General features: G+C 49.7%; 16 protein-coding genes. 10 read left to right on the top strand and 6 right to left on the bottom strand.

Annotation, left to right across the window (positions count from 1 at the left end; genetic code table 11):
• A partial coding sequence (locus tag PKX57_RS04340; RefSeq protein WP_472416156.1) for a glycoside hydrolase family 130 protein occupies window positions 1-377 on the top strand: 377 nt, incomplete at its 5' end.
• A gap of 171 nt (window positions 378-548) precedes the next feature.
• On the opposite strand, the gene PKX57_RS04335 is transcribed toward PKX57_RS04340, so the two are convergent.
• Together PKX57_RS04335 and PKX57_RS04330 are read right to left on the bottom strand one after the other, a co-directional pair.
• Entirely contained in the window at window positions 549-2,009 is a 1,461-nt protein-coding gene (locus PKX57_RS04335) for a sensor histidine kinase (protein WP_472416154.1), read from the bottom strand.
• Complete coding sequence (locus PKX57_RS04330; protein ID WP_169698623.1) at window positions 2,006-2,680, bottom strand: response regulator transcription factor; 675 nt, start codon at window positions 2,678-2,680, stop codon at window positions 2,006-2,008. The genes PKX57_RS04335 and PKX57_RS04330 overlap by 4 nt, the downstream gene beginning before the upstream one ends.
• Window positions 2,681-3,432: 752 nt before the next feature.
• On the opposite strand from PKX57_RS04330, the gene PKX57_RS04325 reads away from it, so the two are divergent.
• The 8 genes from PKX57_RS04325 (at window position 3,433) to PKX57_RS04290 (ending at window position 12,309) form a co-directional block, all read left to right on the top strand.
• Window positions 3,433-4,311: an ABC transporter permease subunit gene (locus PKX57_RS04325; protein ID WP_213921308.1), complete on the top strand. Its 879-nt coding sequence runs from the start codon at window positions 3,433-3,435 to the stop codon at window positions 4,309-4,311.
• Window positions 4,301-5,128, top strand: coding sequence for an ABC transporter permease subunit (locus tag PKX57_RS04320; RefSeq protein WP_213921307.1), 828 nt, complete (start codon window positions 4,301-4,303; stop codon window positions 5,126-5,128). Before PKX57_RS04325 ends, PKX57_RS04320 begins: the two co-directional genes overlap by 11 nt.
• A 15-nt stretch (window positions 5,129-5,143) precedes the next feature.
• On the top strand, window positions 5,144-6,376 hold the full coding sequence (locus PKX57_RS04315; protein ID WP_472416152.1) for an ABC transporter substrate-binding protein: 1,233 nt from the start codon (window positions 5,144-5,146) through the stop codon (window positions 6,374-6,376).
• A 56-nt stretch (window positions 6,377-6,432) separates the two neighbouring features.
• A complete protein-coding gene (locus PKX57_RS04310) occupies window positions 6,433-7,626 on the top strand; it encodes an ROK family protein (RefSeq protein ID WP_213921305.1) in 1,194 nt (397 codons plus the stop codon).
• 13 nt (window positions 7,627-7,639) lie between these two features.
• Complete coding sequence (locus tag PKX57_RS04305) at window positions 7,640-9,946, top strand: glycoside hydrolase family 31 protein (RefSeq protein WP_472416150.1); 2,307 nt, start codon at window positions 7,640-7,642, stop codon at window positions 9,944-9,946.
• Window positions 9,946-10,959: a glycoside hydrolase family 15 protein gene (locus PKX57_RS04300; RefSeq protein WP_472416148.1), complete on the top strand. Its 1,014-nt coding sequence runs from the start codon at window positions 9,946-9,948 to the stop codon at window positions 10,957-10,959. Before PKX57_RS04305 ends, PKX57_RS04300 begins: the two co-directional genes overlap by 1 nt.
• 527 nt (window positions 10,960-11,486) lie before the next feature.
• Window positions 11,487-11,927 carry a BMP family ABC transporter substrate-binding protein gene (locus PKX57_RS04295; protein WP_472414033.1) on the top strand — a complete coding sequence of 147 codons (441 nt, stop codon included), beginning with the start codon at window positions 11,487-11,489 and terminating at the stop codon, window positions 11,925-11,927.
• 31 nt (window positions 11,928-11,958) lie between these two features.
• A complete protein-coding gene (locus PKX57_RS04290; protein WP_470745461.1) occupies window positions 11,959-12,309 on the top strand; it encodes a BMP family ABC transporter substrate-binding protein in 351 nt (116 codons plus the stop codon).
• Between the two features lie 32 nt (window positions 12,310-12,341).
• Here PKX57_RS04290 and PKX57_RS04285 read toward each other — a convergent pair whose 3' ends face one another.
• Complete coding sequence (locus PKX57_RS04285; RefSeq protein WP_472416146.1) at window positions 12,342-13,325, bottom strand: AraC family transcriptional regulator; 984 nt, start codon at window positions 13,323-13,325, stop codon at window positions 12,342-12,344.
• A gap of 113 nt (window positions 13,326-13,438) precedes the next feature.
• On the opposite strand from PKX57_RS04285, the gene PKX57_RS04280 reads away from it, so the two are divergent.
• Window positions 13,439-14,176, top strand: a complete 738-nt coding sequence (locus PKX57_RS04280; protein ID WP_214049314.1) for a GNAT family N-acetyltransferase — start codon at window positions 13,439-13,441, stop codon at window positions 14,174-14,176.
• Here PKX57_RS04280 and PKX57_RS04275 read toward each other — a convergent pair.
• Genes PKX57_RS04275 through PKX57_RS04265 form a run of 3 tightly spaced genes read right to left on the bottom strand, consistent with a single transcriptional unit; the run spans window position 14,173 to window position 16,930 of the window.
• Window positions 14,173-14,838 (bottom strand): HAD-IA family hydrolase, encoded by a 666-nt coding sequence (locus tag PKX57_RS04275; RefSeq protein WP_213919838.1) that lies wholly within the window; start codon window positions 14,836-14,838, stop codon window positions 14,173-14,175. The genes PKX57_RS04280 and PKX57_RS04275 overlap by 4 nt on opposite strands.
• Entirely contained in the window at window positions 14,835-15,899 is a 1,065-nt protein-coding gene (locus tag PKX57_RS04270; RefSeq protein WP_472416144.1) for an ArsR/SmtB family transcription factor, read from the bottom strand. The genes PKX57_RS04275 and PKX57_RS04270 overlap by 4 nt, the downstream gene beginning before the upstream one ends.
• Window positions 15,896-16,930 carry an ArsR/SmtB family transcription factor gene (locus PKX57_RS04265; protein WP_472416142.1) on the bottom strand — a complete coding sequence of 345 codons (1,035 nt, stop codon included), beginning with the start codon at window positions 16,928-16,930 and terminating at the stop codon, window positions 15,896-15,898. The genes PKX57_RS04270 and PKX57_RS04265 overlap by 4 nt, the downstream gene beginning before the upstream one ends.
• Window positions 16,931-17,020 lie beyond the last annotated feature (90 nt).

The raw sequence follows: 17,020 nt of genomic DNA, 5'->3' as shown, positions 1-17,020 counted from the left end.
ATTCGAAGGATCTGAAAAACTGGACCGTCTATCCCAGGCCCGTGCTGGAGCCGAGACAGGACAGGTTCGACAGCAGGCTGGTAGAACCGGGACCGGCGCCGCTAATAACTGAGGAGGGTATCCTGCTCATCTACAACAGCGCCGACTTCTCCACTATATACCGTCCGGGGGCGGCTCTCTTCGCCGTGGACAACCCGAGAAACCTGCTGAAGAGAACCAATGTGCCGCTGATGGAACCGGAACTCTCCTGGGAAAAGCTGGGACAGGTGCCGAACGTTATCTTCATAGAGGGCTCGGTGATGGTAGGAAATAAACTGATCCTCTATTACGGCGCCGCCGACACATATATAGGAACGGCGGTGGTAGAACTCGAATGAGAGCTGAAGAGCTGGCGGAGCCGTCCATAGTCCTTCGTTAGAGCTTGGACCCTTCCTTGGGAAGAGCGAGATCTCGTTTAAGATCACAACGGAATGACGGTTATGAAGGAGCTCTCGAATGCGCTCTTTCTCTCGTGTTTTACCAGCAACCTTTCTTAGGATGCCGGACCTTTAAACGGGCAGTTCTATATGTGTCGAGACTCCGTCTTCTTCATTTTCGATCCATACCCTGCCGTTGTGGAGTTCGATTATTCTCTTCACTATATTTAGTCCAAGCCCGTGTTCGCCTCTAGCGCCTTTGTTAAAGGGTTTGAAGAGCTGCTGGAATCTTTTTTCTTCTATGGCCTCTCCGTCGTTCTTGAAAGTGAGGGCTATTTTTGAATCTTTCTGGATTGTCTTGAGCTCGATCTCGATCTTCTGCCTGGCGTAACGCAGCTGGTTGGTGAGGATGTTCTCGATGGCTATCGAGAACTGTTCTTCGTTGACCGACGCCGGAATCTTCTCCAGCCTCAGATCCCATTCCACATCGGCTCTCTGGTAGTAGAACCTTCCGGCGACACTCTCTATGAGCTCGGAAAGATCTATCGTCTCGAGTTGCAGGTTGTGTCTGGACAGATATTCAAGGCGCGTGATGAAAAGCAGATCTTTCACCCTCATATCCATTCTTTGTATTTCCCTGTCTATAACATCTATGGCGCTATCGAGGTCTCCACCAGGATAGACGCCGTCCTTTATGGCCTGGGCATAGCTTCTGATAACCATAACCGGTGTTTTTAGCTCGTGAGAGATGAACTGAAGCATCGCCTGCTGTTCTCTGTCCTGTTCGCTAAGGCTGGCTCTCATCATCTCCATCGAATCGGCCAGTTCGCCGATCTCGTCCTTGCGGTTTATCGAGATGGGTTTGTCCCAGTTTCTCGCGGCTATGGCTTTAACATCTTCGGAGAGTTTTTTCAACGGTCGCGTCAGGTATCTCGAAAAGAGTATGGCGATTATCAGGCTTAGAATCACAACGACTGCAATAACAAGAAATAGACGCGAGAAAAGCGTGCTGGAGAGTGTGTTCTTGTAGGTATCCCACATATAGGAGATGAAAGTGATATTTCTGTCGGAAAGCTCTTCCGATCTTATGACATAGAAGAGTTTCCTGTTCCCGATATCGGTTTCATAACGAACGGATTTTGCCTTCTGTAGCTCGGCGTTTTCTCTTATCTCACCAAGAAGGGGAAGTATATCCGGGGAGATGGTACCCCATATGACTATACTCGAGATCTCCAGTTTGAAGGACTGGCCGGAGTCCGTTCTTAAGTCCTCCCTTACGTTGGGACCGGTTATTTTCAACCTCCAGCCCTCCAGGTACTCCTCGAGAAGACCGTACTCTTTATTCAGGACGATTATGTGACCGACGTCCCTAATATTCTTCAGGTCGCCCATGTAAATATTGCTTCCGGGAACCAGCCCACCCTGTAGTTCAAGCAACTTCATTTCCTGGGCCGATTCTATCGTCATGTAAGCCTCTGTCGTGAAGAAATCCCTTATGGACCACCTGAAGACCACAGCCAGTATCACACATAAGAAGAGCATGACCAGACCGAAGAGAAGCCATATCTGGCTGGAAAGGCCGAACTTTTTCATATATCTACGCCTTTGTAACCGAAGCCGTAGATGGTCTCGATCTTGAAGTCTGGCATTTTTCGTCTCAATCTCCTGACCAGATCATCCACTGCCCTGTCGCTTCCGTAATGATCGTAACCCCAGATCTTGTCAAGTATCTGATCACGTGAAAAGGGCTTCCCCCTTCCTTTGACGAATAGCATGAGAAGATCGAACTCCATCGACGTCAGCTCGATCTCGACCCGAGTTCCCGATGCAGCATCTACAGTGACCTTTCGCTTGCTCTCATCTATCGTGTAGGGAGGTATCGATACCGGCTCTCCTGCGGTCTGTACACGTTCGAGTATCTTTTTAACCCTTATGACCAGCTCGCGCGGTAGAAAGGGCTTGGGCATATAGTCGTCGCTTCCCATTTCAAGGCCTATAACCCTGTCTATATCTTTATCTCTGGCCGAGATGAAGATCACCGGCATAGTCGGATTTCTGCTACGGATCTCTCTCAACAACTCGAATCCGTCAACGCCCGGAAGCATGATGTCCAGTATCCACAGATCCGGTCTGTCGTCTATCTCCTTAAACGCGTCGCTCCCGTTGTAAAAGGATTTGACTTCCCACCCCTCCCTCTGAAGGTAGGAAGTCAACACGTTGTTCAAACTCTTTTCGTCTTCCACAAGGTTTATCCTTATGGACATGGTTACCACCTCTGTATCGACAGAAAATCGCACTTCAAGTATATTCTATCTTTTCGAATCTAAAAAACCGGACCGCTTGACTTGTTTTTTGCTACCTATACGGTCCGGTGTTACCGCTCTCACGATCGGCCTTTTCAGGGGTAGATAGGGATTCTGGGTGATGACTTCTAGACTCGTATTCTCTCATCTATGTCAGACAAAATTCTCATCGTCTTCTTCAGCACAATTGTATGATCTCTTCTTGGGAGAAATTTGGCAGGAATATGGGATTTTGTGGGAACTGGACGGACAACGGATGACGGATAACGGTTCCTTCCGTTTTTTCGAAAGATGGAGATGACGGATCGGAGCCCAGCATGACGGAAAGGGAGCAAGACTGTCATCCCGTGGAGCCTGTCCTGAGGAGCATGCCCTGAAATGTTCCTATTCAGGATTACTAAACGGGATCTCATCTCTTAAGTCTCCCTCTACTCTTCTCGCTCTTCTTAACCAACAACGAACAACCACTATTTGTGCATTGTTTGAGACTTTCAGGACAACAAAGCCGTCATCTCGCGTTTGGTTTCTTTACCGTGGTTTTTAAAGCGAAGATTGATTTCTGTAGCAATTAGAAGATTGCGACCAATAAACGCCAATTATCGGGCATAACTGTTTGTGATTTCCCCTCTTTGAAGTTTGTAAAGGTGTGTGTAAGAAGTATAATCAACTTAGTTTATTCAGTGAAGGAAGTATCTTTTGGGGAGGATCAATTAATGAAGAAGAAGGCAAGAAAGAGGCTAGTTATTCTAATGTTCCTTTTGCCCAGCATCTGCGGGTTCATCTTCTTTCAAGTCTTTCCAATAGTGTACTCCTTTGTTCTGAGCCTTACAGACTGGGATGTTTTGAGCAGGGCGAATTTCATAGGTCTCGAGAATTACAAAAAGATATTCGCGAGCGAGGAGTTCTGGAGGGTGCTGGGCAACACTCTTTATTATATAGTGCTGTACATACCGCTCATGATAATCGCTTCACTGTCCCTGGCGATGCTTCTCAACATAAGAACGAAATTTACGGGTGTATTCAGAACAATATTCTATATTCCCGTTTTGAGTTCCTGGGTTGCCGCTGCGATGCTCTGGCGATGGCTGTTGAGTCCCTATTACGGTCCGATAAACTCGATTCTGGGTATCTTCGGTTTGCAGGGTCCCTCCTGGCTTTACGACAAAGTCTGGGCGATGCCCGGCATAGTGCTGGCGAGCGTCTGGAAGGACATGGGCTTCTTCGGGCTGATCTTTCTGGCTGGCCTGCAAGGCATTAATCCCTCATATTACGAAGTGGCGTCGATAGACGGTGCGAAAAGGTGGCATAAGTTCAGATTTATAACTTTGCCTCTAATTTCACCAACGATGTTTTTTGTACTCATCATGGCCATAATAAACTCTTTCCAGCTCTTCCCCCAGGTCATGGTGATGACTAAAGGAGGCCCCCATGGATCGACCCAGGCGATGATGGAAAGGATATACAACTACGCTTTCACTTATTACAAGATGGGTTACGCAACCGCCCTTTCCTGGATACTTTTCTGCTTCATTCTCACCGTAACGTTGATCCAGTGGAAGATGCAAAGAAAGTGGGTGCATTATGAATCTTAAGAGGATTTCGAGGCGAACCGCCTATTATCTGGTGATGCTGCTGTTTTCCTTCTTCACCCTGCTGCCGTTTTTCTGGATGGTATCCACATCGCTCAAGAAGACCAAAGCCCTTACGGTGTTGCCCATCCAGTGGCTTCCGGATGAGATAAGCTTCGACGGATTCGTCAAGATCTTCGATATATTCCCGTTTGACAAGGCTATATTCAACAGCATATTCATATCTGTGCTGATCACGTTTGTCACGGTCATGTCAGCCAGCATGGCCGCTTATGTCTTCTCGAAGATCAACTTCAAAGGGAGGGAAGTCTTGTTCGGTATATATATCGCCACGATGATGATCCCTGCAAACATCACGATGATACCCAACTATCTCACCCTCAAGCATCTTTCGCTACTCAACAGTTATGTGGGTATAATGCTACCCTCACTTTTCAACGCTTTCGGAACCTTCATGATCAGGCAGTACATGAGAACGATTCCCGACGACTTCGTTGAAGCGGCAGTTCTGGACGGGGCCTCTCATCTGAGAATATTCTTCAAAATGATACTTCCCCTCTCCAGGCCGGCCATTGCCACATTGACGGTCATCACATTCATGGGGGCGTGGAACGATTATCTGTGGCCGCTGATAGTTCTCACCGACAAGAACAAGATGACCCTCCCTGTCGGTCTCAGCCTGCTTAACGGTCAGCATCAGAGCGACTACAACATGCTTATGGCCGGCGCATTGATATCCATGATTCCAATACTGCTGATCTACACGTTCGCTCAGAGGTACTTCGAACAGGGGCTCAGTGTAGGTGGTATAAAAGGCTAAAAGGAGTGTGATCGAATGAAAAGGCTTCTGGTAATTTTCGCGATCGTTTCAATGGCATTGGCAACCTCTCTAGGCGTTACGACCATCAAGTTCATGAACTTCTCTTCTGCAGACGCAAACGCAAAGTACCTTGAAGAGATGAAAAGGGTCTTCGAAGAACAGAACCCGGATATCAAGGTGAATATTGAGACGGTAGGTTACGGAGACTATTTCACCAAACTCATGACGATAGTTGCTGGCGGAAACGCGCCGGACGCGTTCGAACTGAACTACGAAAACTTCTACACTTATGCCAAAAAGGGTATATTGTTGAATCTCAACAACCTGGTGGAGACTTCCGGTTTCGACACCAGCGTTTTGAACGAAAAGGCTCTTAACGCCTTTTCTGAAGGCGGAGTACAGTATGGACTGCCGTTCAGCTTTTCTAACGTTGTTCTGATTTACAACAAAGATCTCTTCGACAAAGCCGGCGTAGAATATCCAACCGACGACTGGACGTGGGCCGACGAACTCGAGGCTGCCAAGAAAATCAGGGCGCTAGATGCGATGGCCTTTGGGGTTTATCAGCCCGTTCAGTTCTGGGAGTTCTACAAGATGGTTCAGCAAAACGGAGGCAGTATTCTCAACGAGGACAGGACGGCCTTCACCCTGAACACCCCGCAGAACGTTGAAACACTCCAGTTCATGGTGGATAGAATTCTCAAGTACAATGTTATGCCGGATGATGCTCAGATGGCCGGAATGGGTGACTGGGACCTCTTCGAAGTAGAAAGAATCGGAATGATCGTTACCGGCACATGGGCATTCTCGACATTCAAAAACTCTTGCGATTTTGAATGGGATATAGCGGTTGAGCCTGGCAACACAGGCAAAGCAACCCACTTTTTCGCAAACGGTCTTGCAATTAGCAAAGATTCTAAGAACGTAGATGCGGCCTTCAGGTGGATCAGCTTCCTTTCAGGAGACCTCGATGTCGCTAAGATCAGAATCGAAGCTGGCTGGGAGCTACCTCCTGTAACCTACCCCGAGATCATTGAGCTATACAAGCAGACCACACCTCCAGCCAGCAAAGAAGTCGTCTTCAGATCGCTGGATTATCTGGTGACACCGCCAGTGATAGAACAGTTCAACGAAATGGCCGACATAGTTAACAGACATCTTGAGGCTGCCCGCTATGGAGACAAGACTCCGCAAAAAGCTCTCGACGATGCCCAGGCCGAACTCGAAAAAGCTATCAAGTTGAACTAATAACTGATTGAATCAGGGCCGGGGTTTCCCCGGCCCTCTCTATGGGGGTTTTTGCCGTGGCGAGTAAAGCTAGCAAAGAGATAATGAAAGAGATAAACGAAAAACTGCTCCTGAGAGCTATATACGAAAGCGACGGTATCGACAGGGCGAGCCTGGCAAAAATGACAGGTTTGAGCCCGGCCACGGTAACCAAAGTAGTGGGAGACTTAATAGAGATTGGATTGGTAGAGGAAACCGGTGTTGCCGACTCTACGGGAGGGAGAAAACCTATTCTCCTGAATGTACGACAGGGAAAATCGTGTGTACTGGGTCTCAAAATAGGCGTTGGATATCTTGATTATTCGCTGACCGATCTTTCGGGCTCTGTTCTGGCTAGCGAGAGAAAGCTTATGGAGAACACGGTTCCCCAAGAGGTGGTATCGGCAACGGGTGAAATTCTGGGAAAATGGAGCGAGCTTATAGGCGAGAGGCTTCTGGGAATCGGGATTGCCGTTTCAGGTATTGTGGATTTTCTCAGAGGAGTCGTAAAGAACTCCTTCCTGCTCAACTGGAATGACATACCCATAGCCAGAATGATTTCGGCGGGCTGTGCCGCTAAAGCCTTCGTTATGAACGACGTTGATTCCTTCGCGCTGGCCCAGTTCTGGAAAGGAAATGTCGATAATCACAAGAACTGTGTCTTCATCACTCTGGGAATCGGTATAGGCGGTGCCGTGGCGATCGACGGAAAGCTTCATCTGACAGGCGCTGGGAGCGGCGAATTCGGCCACATGACGATCGAACACAACGGAAACCTCTGCACATGCGGTAGTCGTGGCTGTCTGGAGGCTCACGCCTCTTTCGAAGTTCTAGCGCGAAAACTATTCTCAATAACCGCCTCCCCGGAGCTAAAAGAGTTGTACGGTTCTTTAAGGGCAACGGAAACCTCGGAAATCCATTTCTTGAAACGAGCTCTGGAGATCGACAGGGCAAGCACCGAAAGCGTATTCGACGAATACGCGACCGATATTGGAATCGCCCTGAAGAATCTTGTGAATATATTCGCTCCCGACTACGTGCTAATAGGTGGGGAGGCCCTCGAGTTTTCGGCCCTTTTTCTTGAGAAATCGATAAACTATGCAAAGAAAAACGCCTTCTCCAGCCTGGCAGATGCCGTGAAGTTCGACATTGACATAATCGGCGAGAAGGCCTGGACTTTGGGTTGTATCTACAGAGTGATAGAGAGCGAGCTCTTCACTGTTGGCAGATGAAAGGGGGAGGAACATGGAGATAATTCACACTCCGTTCGGGATAGACGACCCGTATTTCATAGTTCAAGGGTGCGAAAGAGAACCACGTGAGCCCCTGGAGGGTGGTCGTGTGAAGGTCAGGTTCGTGACCGACCCCATGGTCGTCGGTCAGAGAGCCTGGATCGAAGTCCAGAGCGATAGCAGGAGATATAAAAGGCGTGCCCAGTATCAGCTTAATCATGGCGGCAAGGCTCACTGGGAAGTAAATATAGACGGTGAGAGCGCGGGAGTAACTGTCAGGTACAGATTCATCGCCGGTCGCGGACCCTCCACTTACGTTACTTCAGAGTGGTACGAGTACACCGTTTGCAAGTGGATAGAAGCAAAGAGATTCCTCTCCCTAAAAAACAACAGGCTGACGGTAAATCGAAGTGATGCCACCAGCTGTGACTGCCTTAAAGAGGCATATCTCTTAACAGACGGGAAGGAACTTTACGACCTGAAAATCATTCTTGAAAGAGAAGAAGGAGAACGCTTCTACGGTCTTGGAGAACACTTCGATGCTATAACCATACCCGAAGGCGAGGAGAGGTATATCCACGTTTACGACCAGTACAAGGTCCAGAGATCCAGAGGATACGCTCCGGTACCTTTTATTCTTTCAGACAGGGGAAGGGCGATTCTTATAGACACGGGCTTTCTCTCTTCGTTCAAAATAGATGGTTCGAAGATAACACTGAGTGTTTATACAAAGGGCTGTTCGATTGAAGGTACGGAAATTCAGTTCTGGAAAGAAGACTCCCCTCTGAAAGCGATCGAAAAGATTCATAAAATCGCCAGACCCTGCCCGCCACCTCTCTGGGCGCTCGGCCCCTGGCTATCTGCCAATCAGTGGAACAGCCAGAAAAAAGTCATGGAAGTTCTCAGGGAAACGGTCCAGAGAGATCTTCCTGCAACCACGCTAGTTATTGAAGCCTGGGCCGATGAGCAGACTTTCTATATTTTCAACGGAGCCGAGTACGATCCCGTTTCCGGCGACGACAAGTTCAGTCTGAAAGACTTCAGATTTCGTGAACCGTGGCCCGATCCCGTGGAGATGATCAACAAGCTTCACGAGAGAGGCATAAGGCTGGTACTCTGGCAGATCCCCGTTATCAAATCTTTCGACGAATCGACGCCTCAGCCGGCAATAGATATCCGCTACGGTAGTTCGAGGGGATACTTCGCAAGGACAAGAGACGGTTCCGATTACAGGATTCCCGCGGCCCGCTGGCACGAAGGCAATGTAGTGGTTGATTTCTACAACGAAGAAGCGGCTAAATGGTGGGCCTCCAAGAGGGAGTACCTCGTGGAAGAACTAGGAGTCGATGGCTTCAAGACCGACGGCGGCGAGCATCTGTGGGGGAGGGATACTCTTACGGCCGCCGGAAGCGCTGCGAAGGTAAGAAACACCTATCCTGAAAGATACTTCGAAACTGTCTCCGGCATACTGAGAGAGGAAGGGATTCTCTTCAGCCGCGCCGGCTACACCAGATCCCCGGCGCATACTCTTTTCTGGGTAGGCGACGAAGATTCGACCTGGGAGGCTCTTCGCGACAACATAACGGCCGGACTCAACGTCTCTATTTCAGGCAACCCCTTCTGGGGATGGGATATAGCCGGTTTCAGCGGAGAGGTCCCTTCTATGGAGCTGTACAGAAGATCGATAGAGCTGGCCGTCTTCACGCCTGTCTTTCAGCTTCATTCGGAGGATTCCGGCGATCCCTCGCCCTCTTCCGAGAGGACTCCATGGAACCTGGCAAAGGCCTGGGAAGACGAAAGTATCATTGATTATTACAGAAACTTCGCCTCCCTGAGAATGACAATCTCGCCGTATATCTACAGAGAGTCTCTCCACGCTGCACAGGCAGGTCTTCCCTTAACGCTGCCGCTGCTGCTGATAGAGAAAGAGAATGATCCGGAGGGCCTCACATATATGTTTGGAAGAGATATGGTTGTCTCGCCCGCCGTTGACGAAGAGATGAAAGAGAGAAAGATCTCCCTTCCTGAAGGTCACTGGGTGAATCTCTGGAACGGCCGAACTCATTCAGGGCAGATCGCAATAGATGGAGAGAGAACTGAAGTTTTCCTCAGAAAGGGATCGGTAATACCCCTCAGCATCCCACCCGACGGCACTCTCTTCGGAACGAACTGGTCACAGGAAGAGACGGGACTGTTGTACGTCGGAAGCGAATTTCCAGAAAATCTCGGAGTGCGACTAAGCAGCCTGGCGAGACGACTGGCAAGAATATCCGGCGTTGAATCGGGAATAATAAAAATAGAGTGGAGAGAAATCAGATAATGGACTTACTGGAAAGATCGACAGCGATAATTGAAGCCAATCAAAGCAAACACGGAAGTTACATAGCCTCGCCCAGCTTCTCGCAGTACGGTTACTGCTGGTTCAGAGACGGCTCCTTCGTGGCGCACGCGATGGAGAAAGCCGGAAGGAAAGAGAGTTCGGCCCGGTTCATAAGATGGGGTCTGGCTGTTCTTAAAAGATACCGCGATTCTCTCCAGAAGGCTACCGTGGGGAGCGTTACACTGGACAGCTTCTTACCGACAAGATACACCATGGAGGGATTTTACAGCGAAGATAACTGGACAAACGCCCAGAGCGACGGTTACGGCACTTTTCTATGGGTCGTTGCCGAGAGGCCCGAACTCCTGGATCAGAGCGATTGCGAAATCTGCGATCTATGCGCAAGGTATCTCGAACGAGTGTGGAGAGTCCCGTGCTATGATGTCTGGGAAGAATCTCCCACCATGGTACATACCTCTACGCTGCTCTCCATAGTTGCGGGATTGAAGGCGATCGAAGGTATCATAAACAGGAAGACCGCCTGGAGAGACATCATGGATTTTATACTGGAAGAGCTGACGAGCGACGGCCGGCTCAAGAAATCGAACGCTGCCGATGAAGTCGATTCGAGTCTTATCTGGGCATCCTATCCTTATGGACTTCTTGACGGCGATTCACTTCTCATGAAAAAGACGGCACGAACCGTGATGAACGAACTCTACTTCGACGGAGGCCTCAAGAGGTACAGAAAAGATACATATTTCGGTGGCGGTAGCTGGATACTGCTGAGCGCTTATCTAGCCGGTCATCTGAAATCGAACAACGAAAGAGATATTTCCGAAGAAATCAAAGCATGGATAGAGAGAAAAGCCGACTCCAAAGGTTTTCTACCCGAGCAAGTTCCGGAAAACCTGCTTGAAGAAAGAATGTATGCACCCTGGGTCGAGAAATGGGGAGAGATCGCCTCGCCTCTCCTCTGGTCGCACGCCGCGTACATAGATATGCTGCTTTAGCAAATAAAAAATATCTAGAATTCCATAACGACGGAGGCTAACCCCTCCGTCATTTTTTTACCAGGCCAGTCGGCTTTTTATGAACTGTTGTGGGTGAAAAACATGAGAAAGAGTGTCGAGAGTTCGCTTCGCTCACGAGAAGGAGAGAATCCTCTCAAGAACCGTTGTTGGTTGTGCGTTGTGGGCGAGGGCATCGAGTAGGAGAGGGGGGTACGGCATGACGGAAAGGGAGCAAGACTGTCATTCCGTGGAACCTGCCCTGAAATGTTCCTATTCAGGATTACTAAACGGGATCTCATCTCTTAAGTCTCCCTCTACTCTTCTCGCTCTTCTTAACCAACGAAGAACCTGGCGCGCAGCGTCGGAACTATGAACCGCTCTTCCCTCACGTTTCAGTTATAGAGGGTGTTTGAAAGATATCCCACTTTAGCCGATCGCTGTTATAATTCCAGACGATCGGAAACAAGGGCGGAAGTTGCGGGCAAAAATGTTTGTTTTGGCAGGCAGAGAACAAAGGAGGTGTCTACTTGAAAGTAAGATTGGTTTCTTTGCTAATTCTGTTGTTTGCGGCATCGATCCAGGCGGCGCCTCTTCGAGTCGGTTTTGTGTATGTTGGGTCCGCCAACGACGGCGGCTGGTCTCAAAAGCATGACGAAGGGCGACTCTATCTGGAAAAGGTTTTCGGTCGTGAGATCGAGACCGGGTATGCGGAAAACGTGGTCGAAGGTGAGCAGGACCTTGAAATCATGCGAAGTTTTGCCGGGCACGGTTTCGATATCGTCTTCAGTACGAGTTTCGGGTTCATGGACGACGTGGTGGAGATCGCGGCACATTATCCTGAAACGGTTTTCATGCATTGCTCCGGCTATAAAACCTCTGAGAACCTCGGGACTTATTTCGGCAGGATATACGAACCGGGTTATCTTACCGGTCTGATCGCCGGCGGCCGTTCAGGCGGCAGGAGATAGAGGAGTTTATGCAATAGGTTATAACGCAGATATGAGCACGTTTTCGCCTAAAACCTTCCTGGCCTCTCCGGTGTGGAACTGGGGTGTCTTTTACGAGAAGGTCGTGAGGGAGGTTATGGACAAAAACTGGAAGAGCTACCAGTACTGGGGTGGAATTAAAGACGCGATCGTAGACATATCGATGAGCCCGCTGGTACCTCAGACTATCTCCGATAATGTTAGAGCCGAAAGGGAGAAGATAATCTCCAACGATCTTCATCCCTTCGAAGGACCTCTCTACGATCAGAGCGGTAAAATGAGATGCTCGGCCGGAGAAAGGCCTTCGGACGACGAGCTCCTCTCGATGAACTGGTTCGTACGCAACGTGGTCGGAGAACCTTAATAAAAGCGGGGAGATCGACTCCCCGCTACACTTCAAATCTTCTTGACCGGCAGATAGATATCCACCACTTTCTTGTCTTCGCACTCGCTTTTTACGTCCGTCGGGTACAGCTCGAAGGGCAGTCTGTCGTCGGGGAGATACCCGCTCTGGGGCAGCCATTGGCCGTAAAGCCAGTCCCAGGCCTTTCCGTACTCGCTGGAATCCAGTTCGAAACGTGCCGCGGCGTACTCTCCCGCCGCGATGGTCATCCTTCCTATCTCTCCTTCGACCCGGGTGTTTTTCGGCACCGTCACGCAGACGCTCAACCTCAACTTATCTTCTTCGGTGACGTCGGGGTTGTCGTGATAGATAATCAGGTACTGCGCATCGGATCTCTGGAGAAGTCCCCTCGGTCCGGCCCAGGCGCAAAGCTTGTTGAAAAGAGTTTCGAAGAGCTTCTCGTCGCCCGCGTAAGGTCCTATGTAACGCACATAGGCCACGTCGGTTTCCGGTAATTGCTTGATGGTGACGCTTTTGCCCATCTTTTCCATGTTCGTCCTCCTCATCATGATTTCCACACTACGATTGTAGATAGGAGCCGGAAAAGATGCCTTTCTCTCGTTGCTATGTGTATGATCGTAGTTGCCTTCCTCTTGATCGAGATTGCTCTGTTCGAGCTTTTCCTTCCTCCACTCCAGAGGAGTTAGTTCGAAATACTTCTTGAAGCTCCGGCTGAAGGAGGATGGGCTTGAAAATCCACAGTCCAGGGCGATTTCCGAGACGGTTTTTTTCGAGTCGTTAACCAGAAGAACGGCGGCTTTCTCCAGACGGAGACGCCAGATGAAATGCGAAAGCGTTTCTCCCATGAATACGAAGAAGATCCTGTGAAAGTGGAATCTCGAAAAATTGGCTACATCGGAAAGTTCTTCGAGTGTCAAAGTTTCGGCCAGATGCTGCTCTATGTAGTCGAGGACTGAGTTGATTCTCGAGAGATATGTCGAGTACAGGTTCTGGTCTAGACGCTTTTCTTCCACCATTCATACCCCCTTTGTCACGCAGTTATTTTATCATCGATCGGAGAAAGTGAGGGGCGAGAGAAAGAGGCCGTAGAAAGGCTATAATATTGCATACAAACGACACGGAGGTTTTGATGCTGGACATACGCAAACTCGAAGAGATATCCATGAACGCGTGGCCGGGTGTGTATGTAAGATTCTACGACGGCTGGGTTATGAGGTGCGCCGGGGGTTACACCAACAGGGCCAATTCCATACTCCCCCTTTACGAATCGAGAGAGGATCTGATGCGAAAGATCAACGAAGCGGAACGGTTCTGCTCAAGCAGGGGACTCCAGACTATCTTCAAGATGACATCCATATCTCTTCCATCCGAGCTGGACAGAGCACTGGAAAGCCAGGGTTACGTCGAAAGAGACCGCGCAATAGTCCTGACAAAGGAGCTCTCAGGAGCGACGAGGGATCTATCCGATCTCGACATCTTCACCACTCCCTCCAGAGAGTGGCTGGGTTCCTTCACCAGGTTGAGCAAGAAAGCCGCGGAAAACGAACACTGGCTGGGGAGGATACTCGACTCGATAGTCCCCGACGCTTACTACCTCATCCTGAAGAAGAGCGAGGAGGCCGTAGGTTGCGCCATGGCCGTCAGGGAGGACGAATACTTCGGTCTCTTCGGCATAACGATCGGTCAGGAATACAGGAGAATGGGCTACGGCAAAGAACTCACCGAAAAGCTGATGGCGCTCGGCGGGAGAGAGGGAGCCCGGGTAGCATATCTTCAGGTGGATATAGTGAACGACGTAGCTATAAAGCTATACTCGTCGCTCAGTTTCGAAGAGGCTTATCAGTACTGGTACAGGGTGAAGGTTTAGCGCCTGCGACTCGACAGTCCGTCGCTTCGCCGTAGATACTCTCCAACTTCGATCAAGTTTTCGAATACCCTGCCGGCGCCTGAGAGATCCAGGTGTCTGTTCTCGTCGTGCAGGACTGCAAGAACTTCCATTCCGGCCGCCGTGCCGCTCTTTATACCGTTCGGGGAGTCTTCGATCACTATGCACTCTTCCGGATCGCAGCCCAACAGACCGGCCGCATGAAGGTAAATCGCCGGATCCGGCTTGGATCTGGAGACTTCATCTCCCCCAACTATCGCCTGAAAGTAGCGGCCAACACCTATCTGCTCGACGATCTCCATAATCACGCCCTTCTCGGTCGAAGAGGCTATACCCAGCTTTACGCGGGGAGTGAGAAACTCCAGAAGCTCTACAAGACCGGGGTTTGGACCGAGCCTTTCTCTGGCGATCTCCAGGAAGCGCTCGATGTACATCCTTCCAAACTCCTGGGGTGTAAGGGGAAGATTGGCTATTTCCACGACCACTCTCTGCGTCTCCTCCATCTTCAGTCCCATCTGTTTCTCGAAAAGCTCCGGCGTTATCGCACCGCCGTAACGACCTACTATTTCCGCGCAGGCCTCCCTGTAGAGCCTTTCCGAATCTATCATCACTCCGTCCATATCGAAAATCACAGCTTTGATCACAACTTTTTCTCCTTTATCGCCAGAAGGTTCCTGATATCGGCCGCCGCCTTTCTCAAAGTCTCCTTCCTGACGGAGACTATATTGCTGAAGGGATCTATGTCTATGAGCGAAGACTTGAAAAGCAGCCCCATATGATAAGAGATGGTCGATTTTGCCAGGCCGGTGAACTCTACGAGGCGCTTCTGCGGTACGGGTTGAGTGTTGAGTCTTTTGAGTATCCTGAAACGGGTTTCGTCGGAGAGCATCTTCAACAGGCTCTGAAGACGCACTTCTCTGGGAATTCTTCCGGAGAAGTCCTGAGTCACCTCTTCCAGCCCCATTATCAAGAGATGGAAGGTAGGATAGGTCATCAGGCCAGAATTGGTGTGAGAGACCGAGTTCTGAAGCGCTATATAAAGCGGTTTTCTCTCATCGGGAGTTATATCGTAGTAATCGAGATAGTTTGAAAAGGCATCCTTTATCTTCTGAGAGGACTGGTTTTCGAGATAGTTCCTTATGGTTTTGAGATTGAGTTCGCGCAAGCCGCTCTTTTCGTACAGTTTCAGTATCTTGAGAGTGTTGGCCACCAGAAAGTCCATGGCGGTCCTGGGGAAGAAGAACAGCTGGTTTATGAACCATATGGTATCGGCGCTGATTCCCTCTATGGTATCTATGGCCCGCGCCACCTCGGAGGGTTGCTCGAGAAGCATCTTGATGAGAGTCTCGTGAGAAACCTTTAGCCGCCGGTCGGCGAAAACCTGTATAAATCTTTCCCTGATCATCTGGAGGCCCTCGTCGGATATATTCAGGCTCTCCTCTATCGTGACTATCATCCCGTCGAGCATCTTCTGCTTTATTGGAAAGAGTATCGGAGCCATGACACCCAGTTCGTTCATGAAGGTGGTGTACATCCTCGTCGTCCATTCACCGTCCTGGAGAAGCGTATCACGGAAGTCGATCAGTTCTTTGGTCGGCTCGTAATCGACACCGAGTGTCTTTAGAACTTTTTCGACCGGGCCGGTGTTGAGAGAGAAGTGTATGGCCATCGTGAGATCGTAGATCTCGAAGTATCCCGCTATCATTTCCAAGAGTCATCACTCTCTTCGTAAAAGACTTCCAGCCTCTTGATAATGCTTTCGATCCGTTTGCGGTTGAGCGAGAAATATATCCTCCTGCGATCCTTTCTACCGGTGACCAGCGCCAGTTCTCCAAGCGAAGAGAGGTGGTAAGAGATGGTCGCTTTGGAAAGCCCTAAAAGTTTGGCCAGCTCGTCAACGTACCTGGGTTCCTGAGAAACGGCCACCATGATCTGCATTTTCGTAGGATCGGAGAAGTTTTTGAGAAAGAGTCTGAGAATGTGGTCGGTGATATAAGGGTTGACGATTTCTTCGAGTTGCTTGAGCTGATTGTTGAGAACGACGAACTGCTTGTCGCAGGCGTAGGCGTATCTCACGCCCGGATACTGGAGCGTATTCTGCAGAAGGAGATACAGAGGAGACTCGTCCCTGGCCGTCACTCCGTAGAGCTCCAGAAAGCCGGAAGCGACCTCCTTGTATTCCTCCTGACCGAAGGATTCCATGGTCTCGTTTATACAGCCCAGGTTTTTCTTTCTGAGCCCCGAATCTTCGTAATACCTCTTCAGAACCGTCAGGGCGAACATGAGAATCTCCTGCGACTGTTGCGGGAAGTTCACCAGCTGCGTAATGAACCAGGTCGTGTTCTCAGAAAGGTCGCTAGCCCTATCGACAGCTTCGGCTACTATGTTTAGATCGCCCCCCAGCGCCCTTTCGACCTCTTCCTTCGAGAAGTTCAAGTTGTTCAGAAGGATACTCTCGACCACGCATCTGGCCTTGCCTCTGAAATCGTTCTTGAGGCTTTCCATAGTCTCTTCGACAGTAACTATCTTTCCAGAAGAGGGAGGCATATCGCAGAAGAAGATCACGCTATCCTTTATTTCGGAAAATACGTTCACGGCCACCTTTATCGGCCAGTTCGAATCGTCTCTCAAGAACCGGAGAAAACGTACCAGTTCTTCACCCGGCTTAAAGTCGACGCCCAGATCCTCCGAGACTGAATCGAAATAACTCTCTTTGTCGGCATAAGCGCACGCCATGAGAATTTCAACTAATTCAACATATCCGGGAACCATTCGCAAATGAAGCCACACTCCAGGTTCGATATGAATAGAATTATACCATACAAG

Source organism: Mesotoga sp., from assembly GCF_035363035.1.
Lineage (GTDB): Bacteria > Thermotogota > Thermotogae > Petrotogales > Kosmotogaceae > Mesotoga.
The sequence above is the reverse complement of the archived record's forward strand: the minus strand, read 5'-3'. Positions and strand labels throughout refer to the sequence as shown.